Genomic DNA, 16,593 nt, shown 5'->3' on the forward strand with positions numbered 1-16,593 from the left:
GTGGATCAACAGGGGATTACACTTATTTATGGCGAGGATGAATGGGTTAAAAATGAGGCTTTAAAACAGATTAAATCCAAAACTGTAGATGAGACAGACTTAATGAACTATAGCTATTTTGAAGGCAAAGAAATAGAAGTGGACAAGATTGTAGATATTGGTGAAACCATGCCATTCTTTGCAGAACAAAAGCTGATTATTATTAAAAATAGTGGGTACTTTAAGACTGGGAAGAAAGAAGATACACAGAAGATATTGGATTGGTTAAAAGTAAAACCTAACTATTCCCTTGTGGTATTTGTAGAACAAGAAGTCGATAAACGCAATACACTTTATAAATATGTACAGAAAGCATGTACCGTTATAGAAGGTCATACACCAGGAGAAGAGGCTTTATTAAAAATTGTGGGGGAGGCTTGTAAGGCACACCATTTAAAAATTGAAAGTGGGCTTATTAAATACTTAACGCTCAATTTACCTAAGCAGGTGAGTCATATCTTAGTGGAGCTAGATAAACTTGCTGGTTTTGTAGGTACGGAAAAGGTGACAAGAGAAGCTATTGATACCGTATGTGTCTTTTCACTAGAACAACGGGTTTTTGAATTGCTAAAGGCAGTAAGTCAAAATCAGACTAAGTTAGCCCTTAGTATTTATAATAAATTGATGGAAAGTAAAGAATCACCAATTGGGGTACTAGTACTTATAGGAAGGCAATATCGTCAACTTTTACAAGTTAAATACTTACAACGTAACAATGCCAGTGCAAAAAGTATTAGTCAAACTATAGGGGTGCCTTTTTATGTAGCACAAGACTTAAGCATGCAAGCACAGCGCTTTACGTTTAAGACATTACAAGATATTTTAGAACTATGTTTAGAAAGTGATGAAGCTATTAAAACGGGTAAAATGGAACCTATTAAGTGTATAGAACTTTTGATTATTCGTTGTATCACTTTAAATAATGTACAATAAAAAACTACTAGCCAGAGGCTAGTAGTTTTTTCGTATCAAAATTATGCCATTTTGTTAACTAAACGAGCTAAAGTTGATTTTTTACGACCAGCAGCATTTGCATGGAATAAACCTTTTGCAGTTGCTTTGTCGATAGCTTTTACAGCTACTTTTAAGTTAGTTTCAGCTAAAGCTTTATCGTTAGCGTTTGCTGCAGCAATAACTTTTTTCATATAAGTTTTAACTGCTGAGCTAAGTGCACGGTTACGTGCTGTTTTAGTTGCGATTACTTTAATACGTTTTTTTGCTGATTTAATGTTTGCCATGGTATGGCACCTCCATTCATATTCTATGGACACGGTTTGGGGAATTATGAACGGCTAATCACATCACATTATATAGTATAACCCAAGACAAGTCAATGTATAGTCTTTAAAATTATGGTAAAAATAATTTTAAAGACTATGGAAGGAAGAGTGAACAATGACACAGACTGAAATGACTTGGACGCCACGTACAGACTTAGCATTAGAAATTGGTGCTAATTTACAAGCACAGAGCCAAAATCAAGCAATTGAAGGCATAGCTATTCAAACAGAAAATCATAAACAATATCCTATTACAACAACTTCAATTGAAATTCTTAATGAAGTAGGAGAAAAAGCTATGGGTAAGCCTATTGGACATTATATTACAATAGAATCCCCAAAGATGAAAGAAAATGACCCTGAAGCACGTAGAGAGATTATTGATGTAGTATCTACTCAATTACAAAAATTATTACCTCAAAAAAAAGATTTAAGTATACTTGTAGTGGGGCTTGGAAATCGTTATGCGACACCAGACAGACTAGGACCTGATGTATCAGGAAAAGTGCTTGTTACAAGACATTTGAAAGAACATGCACCAGATGCAATTGATGAATCAATCAATACGGTTAGTAGCCTAACACCGGGAGTAATGGGCTTAACGGGTATTGAAACAAGTGAAGTAATTCGTGGTGTTGCCGAAAACATTAAACCTGATTGTATTATTGCGATAGATGCACTTGCAGCCAGAAGTCCTGAGCGTATTAATGCGACAATTCAAATGAGTGATACGGGGATTGCACCTGGAGCTGGTATTGGAAATAAGCGCAAGCAGTTAAATGCTGAAACTATGGGATGTCCTGTTATTGCTATTGGAGTACCTACTGTTATTGATACAGCCACGCTTGTTAATGATACTTTTGAGCATCTGATAGAATCTATGCTGGCCCATGCACCGGACCATGGATTTTATACAATGCTTCAACAAGTTAGTGGAGAAGAAAAATATCATATGATTAGAGAAATTCTAGAGCCTAAGCTTGGTAATCTTTTTGTGACAGCTAAAGATATAGATGAAATTATGGTATATTTGAGTGAGATTATTTTTAACAGTATCAATATTGCTGTCCATCCAGGAATTGGACTAGATGATATTAATAAATACTCAAATTAGGCATAAAGTGGGGGGCATCGTTAATAGAATAATGAGAGACAGGCTGTAAAGGGGGAAGACAATGCAAAAAGTAAGACCATTGACCAAGCAAATGAAGGTCTATCTAATTCTTATGGGATTTGGTTTAATCATGAGTTATAATGTGTATCAATATTTTAAAAAGATACCAGGTCATCAAGCACCCCTTTTTATGACGTGCTTAACGATGCCCTTTGCTTATAATACAACTGAGGGAAGTGAATGGTTTTCTATACCTACTTTTAACCTAAGTATAGGCCCCTTAACTATGCTAAGGCAAACACTTCCCTACAGTGAATTTATAGAAAATATGAGTGGTGATCAAGAACTTACAGGTTATTTTACCATCCCAGAAGAGGAAGAACTTATTTCTTTAGAGCAAGATAATATCTATCAGCCACAACTTCCTACGCCTATTAAGGCTGAAGTAGATTTAGAAAAGTTAGACGATCCCAACTACTTGTTGAGTAAAATTTATTCTGGAGACCATAAGGACTTAACAATTGATGCCAATCTTTTATCAGAGTGGGACTTTAAAGAACTTGCTCAAAAGGAATTTAGATTAGATGAATCTATTGAAGGCCCTAAAGTACTTATTTTTCATACTCATGCCAAAGAGAGATTTGTAGATGAGGATAAAGATGACTTAGGTATTTTAGCTGTAGGGCAAGAAGTAGAAAATATTTTAGAAAATAAATATGGTATTGAGACACTTCATGTAACAGATCACTTTTATATCAATGACACAAGTGAAAATACTGATGGATGCTATGAGCGTCTTGAACCTGTCATTGAAAATATTTTAGAAGATAATCCTTCTATACAAGTTGCCATTGATTTGCATCGGGATGGTGTGAATGGTGACACAAGAGTTGTAGGTGAGTTAAATGGTGAAAGTGCGTGTAAGATTATGTTCGTCAATGGGATGACAAGACTTAAAAATCAAGAAGGAGAAAATATTCCAATGCGTACCTTAACGAATCCTAACCTAGAAGATAACTTAGCCTTTTCTTTACAGGCACAAATTGTAGGCATGAAATACTATCCAGAGATTATGCGAAAAGTCTATTTAAAAGCCTATCGTTATAGCCTACATATGCTACCTATGTCACTTCTTGTTGAAATAGGATCTCAGAATGATACAAGTGAAGAAGCATTAAGAACAGCAGAGCCAATTGCTACGATATTAGCAAAGGTACTTGAAAAGGATTGATAGAGTTGAACTGGATATGCTATAATAAAACGAATCGATACTAGAGAAAATAATAAGGAGGAGCAATATGTCTCTTTCAAGACAAGAAAAAATTAGAAATTTTTGCATTATAGCGCATATTGACCATGGTAAGAGTACTCTTGCCGACAGAATTATACAAATGACAGGAACCCTTACAGAGAGGGAAATGCAAGCACAGGTTTTAGACAATATGGATCTTGAGCGTGAGCGTGGAATTACTATTAAGTCTCAAGCTGTAAGACTTGTTTATAAAGCTAAAAATGGCATAGAATATATTTTTAATCTCATTGATACTCCAGGTCATGTGGACTTTAACTATGAAGTATCTAGAAGCTTAGCAGCTTGTGAAGGTGCAGTGCTTATTGTAGATGCTGCCCAAGGGATAGAAGCTCAAACCCTTGCTAATGTCTATTTAGCACTTGACCATAATCTTGAGATTATGCCAGTTATTAATAAAATTGATTTACCAAGTGCCAATCCAGAAATGGTTAAACAACAAATAGAAGATGTCATTGGGTTAGAAGCACACGATGCACCAATGATTTCAGCTAAAAATGGTATTAATATTGAAGAAGTACTTGAGCAAATTGTTGAGAAAGTGCCACATCCAGTTGGGGATGCCGACGCACCACTTCAGGCACTTATTTTTGACTCACTTTATGACCAATACAAAGGTGTTATTATCTTCTGTAGAGTTAAAGAAGGTACTGTGAAAAAAGGTATGAAAATCCGTATGATGGCAACAAAAACGGAATTTGATGTTGTAGAAGTAGGTACTTTTGGTGCGGGAGTATTTCGTCCAATGGATGACTTGAAACCAGGCGAAGTAGGCTACATTACAGCAAGTATCAAAAATGTACAAGATACAAGTGTAGGGGATACAGTAACAGATGCTAACAATCCAGCTAAAGAGCAGCTTCCAGGATACAAAAAGGTTAATCCTATGGTATACTGTGGACTTTACCCTGCAGATGGTGCGAAGTACGGTGATTTAAGAGATAGTTTAGAAAAATTACAGCTTAATGATGCGGCACTTGTATTTGAACCGGAGACTTCTATTGCTTTAGGCTTTGGATTTAGATGTGGGTTCTTAGGACTTCTCCATATGGAGATTATCCAAGAAAGACTAGAACGTGAATATAACTTGGATCTTGTAACAACAGCACCAAACGTTATTTATCACGTTTATAAAACCAATGGTGAAAGAGTTGATCTTTCTAATCCATCGAACTTACCTGATCCATCAAATATTAAGTATATGGAAGAACCAATGGTAAAAGCACAAGTTATTGTACCATCTGATTATGTAGGTGCAGTTATGGACTTATGCCAAGAACGTCGTGGTATTTATCATGGTATGGAATATTTAGAAGCAACACGTGCAGTATTGACTTATGAGTTGCCGCTCAATGAAATTATTTATGATTTCTTTGATGCGCTTAAATCTAGAACACGTGGTTATGCATCATTTGACTACGAGCTCTCAGGTTATGCAGAATCTAAACTTGTTAAATTAGATATTCTTGTGAATAAAGAAATGGTGGATGCCCTTTCACTTATTGTTCATGAATCTAATGCAGTTGAAAAAGGTAGAAAAATTGTAGAAAAGCTTAAAAAAGAAATTCATAAACATTTATTTGAAATACCAATCCAAGCTGCAATAGGCAATAAAGTTATTGCAAGAGAAACAATTAGTGCAATGCGTAAAGATGTATTGGCTAAATGTTATGGTGGAGATATTTCACGTAAACGTAAATTATTAGAAAAACAAAAAGAAGGTAAAAAACGTATGCGCCAAGTAGGTAATGTAGAAGTGCCACAAGCGGCGTTCATGAGTGTTTTAAAACTTGATGAATAGAGGACAATTATGAAAATAGGATTGTATGTACACATACCCTTTTGCCACTCCAAATGCTATTACTGTGACTTCTTATCTTTTCCAAAACGTGAGAAAGAAGAAGAGTATGTCAATACTTTAATAGCGGAGATTGCAAACTATGGAAAGAAATTTATGGGTGTACACACAGTTAAAAGTCTATTTATAGGTGGAGGTACCCCAACGGTACTTTCACCTTTTTTATTAGACAGACTGTGTGAGGCACTACGTACACACTTTGTGTTTGAAGCGGATATAGAGTGGACGATAGAAGCGAATCCCGGGACTATTTTAGAAGAACATACCGAGATTTTTAAAAAGCATGGTGTGAATCGCGTGAGCTTAGGGCTCCAAGCAGCACAAAATCATCTACTAAAAGATATTGGACGTATTCATACTTATGAAGAATGGGTGCAAAGTATTGAAAGGCTAAGACGCGTAGGGATTACTAATCTGAATACAGATATTATGTTTAGCTTGCCTGGGCAAACCCTATTAGAATGGCAGGGGACATTAAAAAAGATGGTGGAGATGAACCTTCCACATTTATCTGCCTACTCTCTTATTATTGAAGAAGGAACTGCTTTTGGAGACCGTTATGAGCAGGGTATAATGAAAGAAACAGAAGAAGCGCTAGATCGGAACTTCTATGAATATGTTAAAGCTTATTTAAAAGAAGAAGGTTATGTGCAATATGAACTTTCCAACTGGTCAAAGCCAGGCTTTGAATGTGAACATAACAAAGTGTATTGGAATTGTGAGCCTTACTTAGGGCTTGGACTGGGTGCACATAGCTATATGGATCAAAAGAGATTTCATAATACTACAGATTTTCTTGCGTACTTAGAGACAGATGGCAATATAGAAGAAATCGTTGTAGAGACAGAAACTATTTCAACCAAGATGGCTATGGAAGAGTTTATGTTTTTAGGCTTAAGACTGTGCGAAGGTATCAGTATAGCAGACTTTGAACAAAGATTTGGATGCAACCTATTTGAAGTTTATGGAAAACAAATTGAAAAATGGATGGATCAAGGCATGATAGTTCATAATAGAGATAAGATCTATTTAAGTGAGGTAGGGAAGGATGTATCCAATCAAATTTTTACTACTTTCTTGCTAGATGAAGGGATGGAATAGCCTTAAAAAAGTATACAAAAAACGTTCAAAAATTATTCAAAATATATTTAAAGAATCATATTGACATCTTTTTAAAAGAGTGATATCTTAAGATTATAGTTAGCACTCGAAGCTAGTGAGTGCTAACAATGCAAAAGGAAGTGATATCATGGATATCAATGAAAGAAAAAGAAAGATTCTGGAAGCCATTATTCATGATTATATACAAACAGGAGATCCAGTAGGTTCTAGAACCATTTCTAAAAAGTATGACTTAGGTGTAAGTTCTGCAACTATACGCAATGAGATGGCCGACCTAGAAGATTTAGGACTGATTATGCAGCCGCATACATCTGCTGGGCGTATACCTTCAGATAAAGGATACAGACTTTATGTAGATAACATAATGCAATATCCAGATATTGCACCTGATGTACAGAAAATCATTGCAGAGATGATTAATAGCAAATTTGATAAGGTAGACAAATTGCTTGAAGAAACGGCTAAGCTGATTTCTGCTGTTACACATTATGCAACAATCGCATCGCCACCTACTATTAACCAAACTAAGATTAAACACCTTCAACTGGTTCCTGTAGATGAAAGAAGTGTTGCGCTGGTTGTTGTAACAGATACTAATATTGTTAGGCACTACGTTATTCGTACAAAGAAACATATTGATTATCCGCTTTGTGGAATCTTAACCAATATTGTTAATGAAAGCTTGATAGGTACTTCATTAGATGAACTAAGTATTGATAAATTACGCATTTTAGAAGAGCGTATGTTTGGATACAAAGATATTTCTGTAGATTTGATGAATGCCATTATAGATACATTAGAAATGGAAGATATACCTAATATCTTTACAAGAGGAATGACCAATATTTTAAGTTTTCAGGAATTTAATGATATTGAAAAGGCTAAAAATCTCTTAGAAGTTTTGGAGCAAAAGCCATATCTTGTTAAAATGTTAAAGCATAAGCCAAGTCAACCCGTCAATATTAGTATTGGTGAAGAAAATGGCTTAGAGCCGATGAAAGAATGTAGTATTATTACAACCAGTTATGAGATAGGTGAATATAGCCTAGGCACAATTGGTATTATTGGACCAACACGTATGAACTATGGGCAGGTCGTATCATTACTTGATCATATTTCTTACCATATTAAAAACATGTTAATTGAAGGAAAAGAGTAGAGAGGGAAAGGATGCTGATTCATGGAAGATAAAGAAATGAAAACATCTGAAGTACAAGAAGAGACTGTAGAAGAAACTATAACAGAAGAAACATCTGAAGTTTGTAACGAAGATCCTTGTACAGAAACAAGTGAACAAGAGAAGCCTCAAATAGATGAAAATCTTGAAAGACTTCAAAGACTTATGGCTGAGTTTGATAACTATCGTAAGCGTACTGAAAAAGAAAAACAAAATATTTATGACTTAGCAGTAAGCTCTACACTTACAGAACTTCTAGGTACATTAGATAACCTAGAACGTGCGTTAAAATTAGAAAGCTCAGATAAGCCTTTTTATGAAGGTGTATCTATGATTTATAAACAACTTATGGGAGCTCTTGAAAAACTTAATGTAACACCAATTGAGGCAGAGGGTGAAACATTTAATCCAGATTATCACAATGCAGTTTTACACATAGAAGATGATAGTTTGGAAGAGAATATAGTTGTTGAAGAACTTCAAAAAGGTTATTTATACAAAGAAAAAGTTATCCGCTACAGCATGGTAAAAGTAGCTAATTAATTATAAATAGAGATCAGGAGGAAATTATAATGGGAAAAATTATTGGTATTGACTTAGGAACAACAAACTCTTGTGTAGCAGTAATGGAAGGTGGAAAGCCTGTTGTTATTGTAAATGCAGATGGGAATAGAACAACACCTTCAGTAGTAGGTTTCACAAAAACAGGTGAAAGACTTGTAGGAGATGTAGCAAAACGTCAAGCAATTACAAATCATGACCGTACAGTAGCATCTATCAAACGCCACATGGGTACAAATCATAGAGTAAGCATCGATGGTAAAGACTACTCACCACAAGAAGTTTCAGCGATTACACTTCAAAAACTTAAAGCAGATGCAGAAAGCTACTTAGGTGAAGCGGTTACTGAGGCTGTTATTACAGTTCCAGCATACTTCTCAGATAGCCAAAGACAAGCAACAAAAGATGCTGGTCGTATCGCAGGTCTTGATGTAAAACGTATTATCAACGAACCAACAGCAGCAGCACTTGCTTATGGACTTGAAAACGAACAAGAACAAAAAATTATGGTATATGACCTTGGTGGTGGTACATTCGACGTATCTATTATTGAAATCGGTGATGGTGTTATTGAAGTATTAGCAACAAGTGGAGATAACCACCTTGGTGGAGATGACTTCGACCAACGTATTATCAATTACTTAGTAGAAGAGTTCAAAAAACAAGAAGGCGAAGATTTATCAGCTGATAAAATGGCTATGCAACGTCTTAAAGAAGCTGCTGAAACAGCTAAAAAAGAACTTTCTTCAAAGTCAACAGCTAATATCTTAATCCCATTCATCTGTGCAGCAGGTAAAAACTTAGATATTACGCTTACACGTGCAAAATTTGATGAACTTACAAGTGATCTTGTAGAACGTACAATGACACCAGTAAAAACAGCACTTAACGATGCAAGTCTTAACGCTTCAGAACTTGATAAAGTATTATTAGTAGGTGGTTCAACACGTATCCCTGCTGTTCAAGATGCAGTGAAACGTATTACAGGTAAAGAACCATTCAAAGGTATTAACCCAGACGAATGTGTTGCAGTTGGAGCAGGTATTCAAGGTGGTAAACTTTCAGGTGAAGCAGGGGTTGGCGATATCCTTCTTCTTGACGTAACACCATTATCATTAGGCATTGAAACATTAGGTGGGGTTGCTACAGTTCTTATTCCAAGAAATACAACAATTCCAACAAAGAAAAGCCAAGTATTCTCAACAGCAGCAGATAACCAACCAGCCGTTGATATTCACGTTGTTCAAGGTGAAAGACCAATGGCTAACCAAAATAAAACTTTAGGTAACTTCAAATTAGATGGTATTATGCCAGCACCACGTGGTGTTCCACAAATTGAAGTTGGATTTGATATCGATGCAAATGGTATCGTTAAAGTTACAGCTAAAGATCTAGGAACAGGTAAAGAACAACACATTACAATCACAGCAAGTACAAACTTAAGTGATGATGAAATTAATAAAGCAGTTGAAGAAGCTGAACGCTATGCTACAGAAGATAAAAAACGTAAAGAAGCAATTGATGTTAAAAACGAAGCAGATAGCATGGTCTTCCAAACAGAAAAAATGATGAAAGATATGGAAGATAAATTAGAAGCAGCAGATAAAGCAGATGTTGAAGCGAAACTTAACACATTAAAAGAAATCAATGAGCGTGTTAACGTTGAAACAATTACAGATGCTGAAGTAAATGAACTTAAAGAAGCAAAAGAAGCATTAACACAAGCTTTCTACGCAATTTCTGAAAAAATGTATGCACAAGCTGCACCACAAGGTGAACCAGGCCAAGATATGGGCGGCGCTTCTAACGCTGCAAGCGATGATGTCATCGATGCAGATTTCAAAGAAGAGTAATAAAAAGTGAAGAAATAAGTAGAACGGTCAAAGAGTATGCTCTTTGACTGTTTCTACGTTATGCTTGTATAAGAACACAACTGTCAGTATAATGGAATATGTTAATGAGATGGGATGGTGATAAACGTGGCAAAAAGAGATTATTATGAAGTGCTCGGTGTACAAAAAGGTGCAACGGACGCAGAAATTAAAAAAGCCTATAGAAAATTAGCAAAGCAGTATCACCCAGATACAAATGAAGGGGATAAAGAAGCTGAGGCTAAGTTTAAAGAAGCAAGCGAAGCTTATGAAATATTAAGCGATCAAGAAAAAAGAGGTGCCTATGACCGCTATGGACATAGTGCCTTTGAACAAGGTGGCGGACCTGGTGCAGGTGGCTTTGGTGGCGGCTTTGACTTTGATATGGATGATATCTTTGGAAGCGTTTTTGGAGATATGTTTGGAGGTGGAGGCGGACGTCGTCGTCCACGAGGACCTAGAGCAGGTAACGATATTAAACAAACCATTCAAGTGGAATTTGCAGAAGCAGCCTTTGGCGTAGAAAAAGAAATTAAGATTCAAACTGCTGAAACCTGTGAAACTTGCCATGGAACAAAAGCAAAACCTGGAACAAGTGCAACTACTTGTACAAAATGTGGTGGAACAGGTCAAGTACGTGTAACACAACGAACCATTTTAGGCGCAATGCAAAGTGTTCAAACATGTGATGCTTGTCAAGGTGAAGGGAAAGTTGTAAGTGACCCTTGTCAGGCTTGCCATGGACAGGGTAAAGTAAGAGTAAGTAAAAATATTACAGTAAGCATACCAGCAGGTATTGACCATGGTCAAACTTTACGTATTCAAGGTAAGGGTGAAGCAGGAGATGTAGGTGCACCTAATGGTGACCTTCTCTTAACAATTTACATCAAATCACATGAATTCTTTGAACGTCGTGGTATGGATGTCCATATGCGTATGCCAATTAACTTTGCACAAGCAGCGCTTGGTGCAGAACTTTCTATTCCAACATTAGATGGCAATGTGAAGTTTAATATCAGTGAAGGGACACAAACAGGTACGACCTTCAGATTACAAGGAAAAGGTATTCCGAGCTTACGTAATAAAAAGCAACGTGGTGACCAGTATGTTGAAGTTTATGTAGAAGTGCCTAAAAACCTTACGACAAAACAAAAAGACCTTTTAAAAGAATTTGCAGATGGGACAGTAGACCATCAGCCAGAACAAATGAATTTTAAGAAAAAACTAGAAAAGTTCTTTGGAAAAAACTAGCCAAGAACAAGTAGGAGGAATACCCAGTGGATTATATTCAAATAGCTATTGAAACGACGAGAGACGCAGTAGAAGCCATCAGTTACTTTTTAGTGGAGGAGATGTCAGGTGGTGTAGAGATTTGTGACCCACAAGATGTGGTTTCTCAAGACCGTACCCAAGTCATCTTCGACCTAATTGATGAGAGTCTGCTCAGTGAGGATATGGACACTGTGGTAGTAAAAGCGTATTTTTCAACAGAGATAGATGTTGAAGAAAAAGTAGAGGCTATTAAAGGTCACTTAAAGCATATCAGTGAATTTTTAAATGTCGGAACAGGCAAAATTACTTTACTTGATATCCCAGAAGAAAAATGGGCAAATGAGTGGAAGAAATACTATAAACCTGTTAAACTGGGTGATCATATTGTTATTAAGCCTAAATGGGAAGACTATGAGGCTGCAACAGATGATTTAATTATTGAAATGGACCCAGGTATGGCCTTTGGAACAGGTACACATGAAACAACAGCTATGTGTGCGGAACTTGTTGAAAAGTATATGCAACCTAATCAAACCATTGTAGACATTGGGACAGGAAGTGGCATCTTAGGAATTATTGCAGCAAAAATGGGTGCTGAACACGTGATCGGTGTAGATATTGACCCGGTTGCAGTAAGAGTAGCAAAAGAAAATGTTGCTTATAACCATGTCGAAGATAAAATGGAAGTTTATGCTGGGAACTTAATCGATGTGGTCAAACAAAAAGGGAACATTGTCGTTTCTAATATCATTGCAGATGTGATTATTATGCTTGCAGAACAAGTAAATGAGGTAATAGAAGAAGATGGCCTCTGGATTGCCTCTGGAATTATTGAAATGAGAAAAGAAGATGTACTTGCGGCTTTAGAAAAAAATCATTTTGAAATTGTTGAGATTCATCAACAAAGAGAATGGTTAGCGATTGTAAGTAAAAGGAGCAAGTAAGATGCCAAAGTTTTTTGTCAAAGCTTCTAATATTTTAGAAAATGAAATTATTATTGATGACGAAAATGTTAACCACATGAAAAATGTACTCAGACTTCAAATGGGTGATGAAATTATAATAAATGATAGACAAGGTCACGACTATAAGTGTATAATAAATGCAATAGAAAGTAGCAAAATTAGAGCTTGTATTAGTAGTGTAGCAGATTCCTCCAGTGAACCTTCAATTGAGGTCACACTTTTTCAGTCTTTAATTAAAGGGGAGAAAATGGAGTGGGTCATCCAAAAAGCTGTTGAAATTGGAGTGACTAGGATTGTGCCACTTTGTACATCAAGATGTGTTGTTAAGATAGAGAATCCAAAGAAAATGGCTTCAAAAGTAGAAAGATGGAATAAGATTGCAGAGTCAGCAGCCAAACAAAGTGGTAGAGGAATGGTACCTGAAGTAACACCTCCCATGGACTTTAATGAAGGACTTGAATTTGCAACAGAAAAGGGCTTGTTTGCAGTTATTCCATATGAAAAAGAGCATGAACAAGGTATTCGTCAAATTTTAAAAAACACATCATCACATAATTTTGGATTGTTTATTGGCCCAGAAGGCGGATTTACAGAAGAAGAGGTGCAAGAGGCAATCAGAAGAAAAGTTCACTCAGTAAGCTTAGGAAGTCGTATTTTGCGTAGTGAAACAGCTAGTTTAGTCACACTTACCAATATAATGTACGAAATGGGAGAGATGGATTGATGGGTGAACGCACGTTTGTCGTAGTAGATGATGCTATATTTATGCGTACAGTACTCAAAAAAATGTTAGTAGAATCCTCCTATCAAGTTGTTGGAGAAGCAGGTAATGGCCTAGAAGCAATTGAAATTGCTAAAAAACTTCAGCCTGATATGATGACTTTAGATATTACAATGCCTGAAATGGATGGGCTTCAAGCAATTGAAGCAATTTTGCAAGTAAGTCCAAATACTAAGATTATTATGTGCTCTGCAATGGGGCAACAATCTCGAGTAATTGAAGCGATTAAAAGAGGTGCTAAAGACTTTATTGTTAAGCCTTTTGAAAAAGCACGTGTACTTCAAGCGATTGAAAATGTAAAAAATCTATAAATGGGGGATTGTGTCCCCCATTTTTTGTGGAATAAATTTATAAAGATTGATTTTTAAAGAGATAAGAGGAAAAATGATGAAAGAAGTGTACTTAGATAATGCAGCAACAACCAAGCCGCTAGAAGTAACTATCGAAGCGGTTTCAACAATCATGCGTGATTATTATGGAAATCCATCTTCTTTGCATAAAAAGGGTATTGAAGCAGAAAATAAGATAAAAGAGTGTACGACTTATTTTGCAAATGTACTTGGGTGTACAGAAGATGAAATCATTTACACATCAGGAGGAACTGAAAGTAATAATTTGGCTATTTTGGGTGTCGCACATGCCTATCAAAAAATAGGGAAAAGAATTTTGACGACAGCTATTGAGCATCCTTCTGTAGGTGATGTTTTTAAACATTTAGAAGCTGAGGGCTTTGAAGTGATCATTATTCCTGTAGATGAAAAAGGCTATGTCGATGAAAGCTTCTTAGAAGAAGCCATTAATGAGGAAACAACCTTAGTGAGTATTATGCATGTGAATAATGAAATTGGGACCATTCAAAATATTGAACGTATTGGCAAATGCATTAAAGCTAAAAACTCTAAGACATTCTTTCATGTAGATGCAGTACAGTCTTTTACAAAAGTACCTCTTTCTGTACGTAAAGCCCAAATTGATTTACTTTCAATTAGTGGACATAAATTTTATGGACCCCGTGGCGTAGGCCTTTTTTATAAAAGTAAAAAAGTAAGAGTTCTCAACCAACTCCATGGCGGAGGCCAACAAAAGAATCTACGTTCGGGTACAGAGAATGTAGCAGGCATTTATGGAATGTATAGAGCAGCCCGTTATGTAATTGAAAATCAAAAAGCTATCTTAGAGGCCTACCAAAGTGCTAAAATATATTTAGCAGAACGTATTTTAAGCGAAGTAGAAGGAACTTATGTAAATGGAGAAGATATGGAGACAAGTGCACCACATATTTTAAATGTTGGATTTGATAACGTACGTGCTGAAGTCCTTCTCCATGCCCTTGAACAGTATCAAATTTATGTTTCTTCAGGTTCTGCATGTGCTTCTAATAAAGTTGCCAAAAGTGGAACACTAGCTGCAATAGGCCTAAAAGATCAAGCTTTAGATAATGCCGTTCGTTTTTCCTTTAGTCTAGAGACGACAAAAGAAGATTTAGACTATTGTATGGACGTACTTAAAAAACAAGTAATATTACTTAGAAAATTTACATTAGGAGGAAAGAAAAAATGACAAATGTGTTCTTAGTGAAATACGGGGAACTTGCCATTAAAGGTAAAAATAGATTTATTTTTGAAAATAGATTAGTTGCGACTATTCGTAAAAACCTTAAACCAATTGGGAAATTTGAGGTAAGAAAAGAACAAGGGCGTATTACAGTAGAGCCTGCAGATGATTCAATTGATCCGGAGATTATCATTGAAAAATTAAGCCGTATCTTTGGAATTATCGGTATTTCTTATGGAATTAAAATGAAAGAGCTTTCTATGGAGACCATTCAAACTTTAGCAGTGGCACATATGAAAAAAGAGTTAGAAACAAAAAGTCATTTAACTTTTAAAGTAAATACAAGACGTGCAGATAAACGTTTTCCTATGTCCTCTATGGAAGTCAATGCAGAACTTGGTGGATACTTATTAGATGCTTTCAAAGAGCAACTTAAAGTGGATGTACACAATCCAGACATTATTTTAAATGTAGAACTTAGAAATGAAACTTATGTGTATGCAGGAACACATAAAGGTGCAGGCGGTATGCCTTACGGAACGAATGGTCGTGCCACACTCTTACTTTCCGGTGGTATTGATAGCCCAGTAGCTGGGTGGATGATTGCTAAACGTGGGGTTGAAATTGATGCAGTTTACTTCCATAGTCCTCCATACACAAGTGAACGTGCAACTCAAAAAGTTATTGACCTTGCTAAAAAGGTTGCTTTGTATACAGGTCAAATGAAAGTACATGTTGTACCTTTTACAGACATTCAAATGGCTATTTATGAAAAATGTCCACATGAACAGCTTACCATCATTATGCGCCGTATTATGATGGAGATTACACAACGTATTGGTCGTGAAAATGGTAGTCAAGGGCTTATTACAGGTGAGAGTATTGGACAAGTTGCAAGTCAAACAATGCATAGTTTAGTTGTAACAGATGCATCAAGTGAGATGCCAGTCTTTAGACCACTTATTGGTTTTGATAAAGAAGAAATTATACAAATTTCTAAGAAAATTGATACCTATGAAACATCTATTTTACCATATGAAGACTGTTGTACAATATTTGTACCTAAGCACCCAGAAACAAAACCAAAGCTTGAGATTATAGAGCAATCTGAAACAAAACTTGCAGATTGTATTGAAGAAATGATTCAACAAGCAATTGATACAACAGAAGTGATTACCGTATAAAAGTTTGACAGTATAAAATTAAAAGTCTACTTGTAAAAGTAGACTTTTAATGTATAGTTATGTTTTTAATGGACAATAAATTCTTTAAGATGCATCATGAGCACACTGGCCGCTTGATCATTGTAAATATCTAGCTTAAGAGGTTTACTTAAGTCAAGACTGAAAATACCCATTATGGACTTGGCATCAATGACGTATCTACCAGAGGTTAGATCAAAGTCACCATCATATTTACTAATAAGATTAACAAATTGTTTTACTTTTTCTATTGAGTTCAAACTAATGGTTACAGATGTCATGCTTATTCCTCCTTACAATATTAATTGTATCATATATGGAATACGAAACAGTGTCAATATGTAACAAGTTAATCATAGAATAAGTTTTGAAAAAGGAGAATAAAATGAAGAAAGAAAACGAATCTAGACATATTGCGACTTATACTTTAGGCTGTAAGGTGAATCAGTATGACACCGAAGCGGTTGTAGAGTTATTTAAAGGAGAAG

The 16,593-nt window shown here is 35.8% G+C and carries 16 protein-coding genes; 14 read left to right on the forward strand and 2 right to left on the reverse strand.

What is annotated here, in order from left to right; genetic code table 11:
• On the forward strand, window positions 1-972 hold the full coding sequence (gene holA / locus RRY75_RS02085) for a DNA polymerase III subunit delta (RefSeq protein WP_332491739.1): 972 nt from the start codon (window positions 1-3) through the stop codon (window positions 970-972).
• Window positions 973-1,013: 41 nt separating this feature from the next.
• On the opposite strand, the gene rpsT is transcribed toward holA, so the two are convergent.
• Window positions 1,014-1,277, reverse strand: coding sequence for a 30S ribosomal protein S20 (gene rpsT / locus RRY75_RS02090; RefSeq protein ID WP_332491741.1), 264 nt, complete (start codon window positions 1,275-1,277; stop codon window positions 1,014-1,016).
• Between the two features lie 157 nt (window positions 1,278-1,434).
• Here rpsT and gpr point away from each other — a divergent pair, with 157 nt between their 5' ends.
• From gpr to thiI, 13 genes are all read left to right on the forward strand, one after another.
• Window positions 1,435-2,433 carry a GPR endopeptidase gene (gene gpr / locus RRY75_RS02095; protein WP_332491743.1) on the forward strand — a complete coding sequence of 333 codons (999 nt, stop codon included), beginning with the start codon at window positions 1,435-1,437 and terminating at the stop codon, window positions 2,431-2,433.
• Between the two features lie 61 nt (window positions 2,434-2,494).
• The gene (locus tag RRY75_RS02100; protein ID WP_332491745.1) at window positions 2,495-3,664 is read left to right on the forward strand and encodes a stage II sporulation protein P; all 1,170 of its coding nucleotides are present in this window, start codon (window positions 2,495-2,497) and stop codon (window positions 3,662-3,664) included.
• 67 nt (window positions 3,665-3,731) lie between these two features.
• On the forward strand, window positions 3,732-5,543 hold the full coding sequence (gene lepA / locus RRY75_RS02105; protein WP_332491746.1) for a translation elongation factor 4: 1,812 nt from the start codon (window positions 3,732-3,734) through the stop codon (window positions 5,541-5,543).
• Between the two features lie 9 nt (window positions 5,544-5,552).
• The gene (gene hemW / locus RRY75_RS02110; RefSeq protein WP_332491749.1) at window positions 5,553-6,701 is read left to right on the forward strand and encodes a radical SAM family heme chaperone HemW; all 1,149 of its coding nucleotides are present in this window, start codon (window positions 5,553-5,555) and stop codon (window positions 6,699-6,701) included.
• Window positions 6,702-6,849: 148 nt separating this feature from the next.
• On the forward strand, window positions 6,850-7,881 hold the full coding sequence (gene hrcA / locus RRY75_RS02115) for a heat-inducible transcriptional repressor HrcA (protein ID WP_332491751.1): 1,032 nt from the start codon (window positions 6,850-6,852) through the stop codon (window positions 7,879-7,881).
• Between the two features lie 21 nt (window positions 7,882-7,902).
• Window positions 7,903-8,442 carry a nucleotide exchange factor GrpE gene (gene grpE, locus RRY75_RS02120; protein WP_332491753.1) on the forward strand — a complete coding sequence of 180 codons (540 nt, stop codon included), beginning with the start codon at window positions 7,903-7,905 and terminating at the stop codon, window positions 8,440-8,442.
• A 29-nt stretch (window positions 8,443-8,471) separates the two neighbouring features.
• The gene (gene dnaK / locus RRY75_RS02125; RefSeq protein WP_332527191.1) at window positions 8,472-10,313 is read left to right on the forward strand and encodes a molecular chaperone DnaK; all 1,842 of its coding nucleotides are present in this window, start codon (window positions 8,472-8,474) and stop codon (window positions 10,311-10,313) included.
• A 114-nt stretch (window positions 10,314-10,427) separates the two neighbouring features.
• Window positions 10,428-11,582, forward strand: coding sequence for a molecular chaperone DnaJ (dnaJ, locus tag RRY75_RS02130; protein ID WP_442935411.1), 1,155 nt, complete (start codon window positions 10,428-10,430; stop codon window positions 11,580-11,582).
• Window positions 11,583-11,608: 26 nt separating this feature from the next.
• Window positions 11,609-12,547, forward strand: a complete 939-nt coding sequence (gene prmA, locus RRY75_RS02135; RefSeq protein WP_332493812.1) for a 50S ribosomal protein L11 methyltransferase — start codon at window positions 11,609-11,611, stop codon at window positions 12,545-12,547.
• Between the two features lies 1 nt (window position 12,548).
• The gene (locus RRY75_RS02140; RefSeq protein ID WP_332527192.1) at window positions 12,549-13,292 is read left to right on the forward strand and encodes a 16S rRNA (uracil(1498)-N(3))-methyltransferase; all 744 of its coding nucleotides are present in this window, start codon (window positions 12,549-12,551) and stop codon (window positions 13,290-13,292) included.
• Window positions 13,292-13,660 carry a response regulator gene (locus RRY75_RS02145; protein ID WP_332493810.1) on the forward strand — a complete coding sequence of 123 codons (369 nt, stop codon included), beginning with the start codon at window positions 13,292-13,294 and terminating at the stop codon, window positions 13,658-13,660. The genes RRY75_RS02140 and RRY75_RS02145 overlap by 1 nt, the downstream gene beginning before the upstream one ends.
• Window positions 13,661-13,736: 76 nt before the next feature.
• Window positions 13,737-14,909, forward strand: a complete 1,173-nt coding sequence (locus tag RRY75_RS02150; protein WP_332527193.1) for a cysteine desulfurase family protein — start codon at window positions 13,737-13,739, stop codon at window positions 14,907-14,909.
• A complete protein-coding gene (thiI, locus tag RRY75_RS02155) occupies window positions 14,906-16,087 on the forward strand; it encodes a tRNA uracil 4-sulfurtransferase ThiI (RefSeq protein ID WP_332493807.1) in 1,182 nt (393 codons plus the stop codon). The genes RRY75_RS02150 and thiI overlap by 4 nt, the downstream gene beginning before the upstream one ends.
• A gap of 65 nt (window positions 16,088-16,152) precedes the next feature.
• Here the strand turns inward: thiI and RRY75_RS02160 are convergent, their stop codons facing one another.
• Window positions 16,153-16,386, reverse strand: a complete 234-nt coding sequence (locus tag RRY75_RS02160; protein WP_332493806.1) for an HPr family phosphocarrier protein — start codon at window positions 16,384-16,386, stop codon at window positions 16,153-16,155.
• Window positions 16,387-16,593: the final 207 nt, after the last annotated feature.

The organism is Niameybacter sp. (genome assembly GCF_036655075.1).
GTDB lineage: Bacteria > Bacillota > Clostridia > Lachnospirales > Cellulosilyticaceae > Holtiella.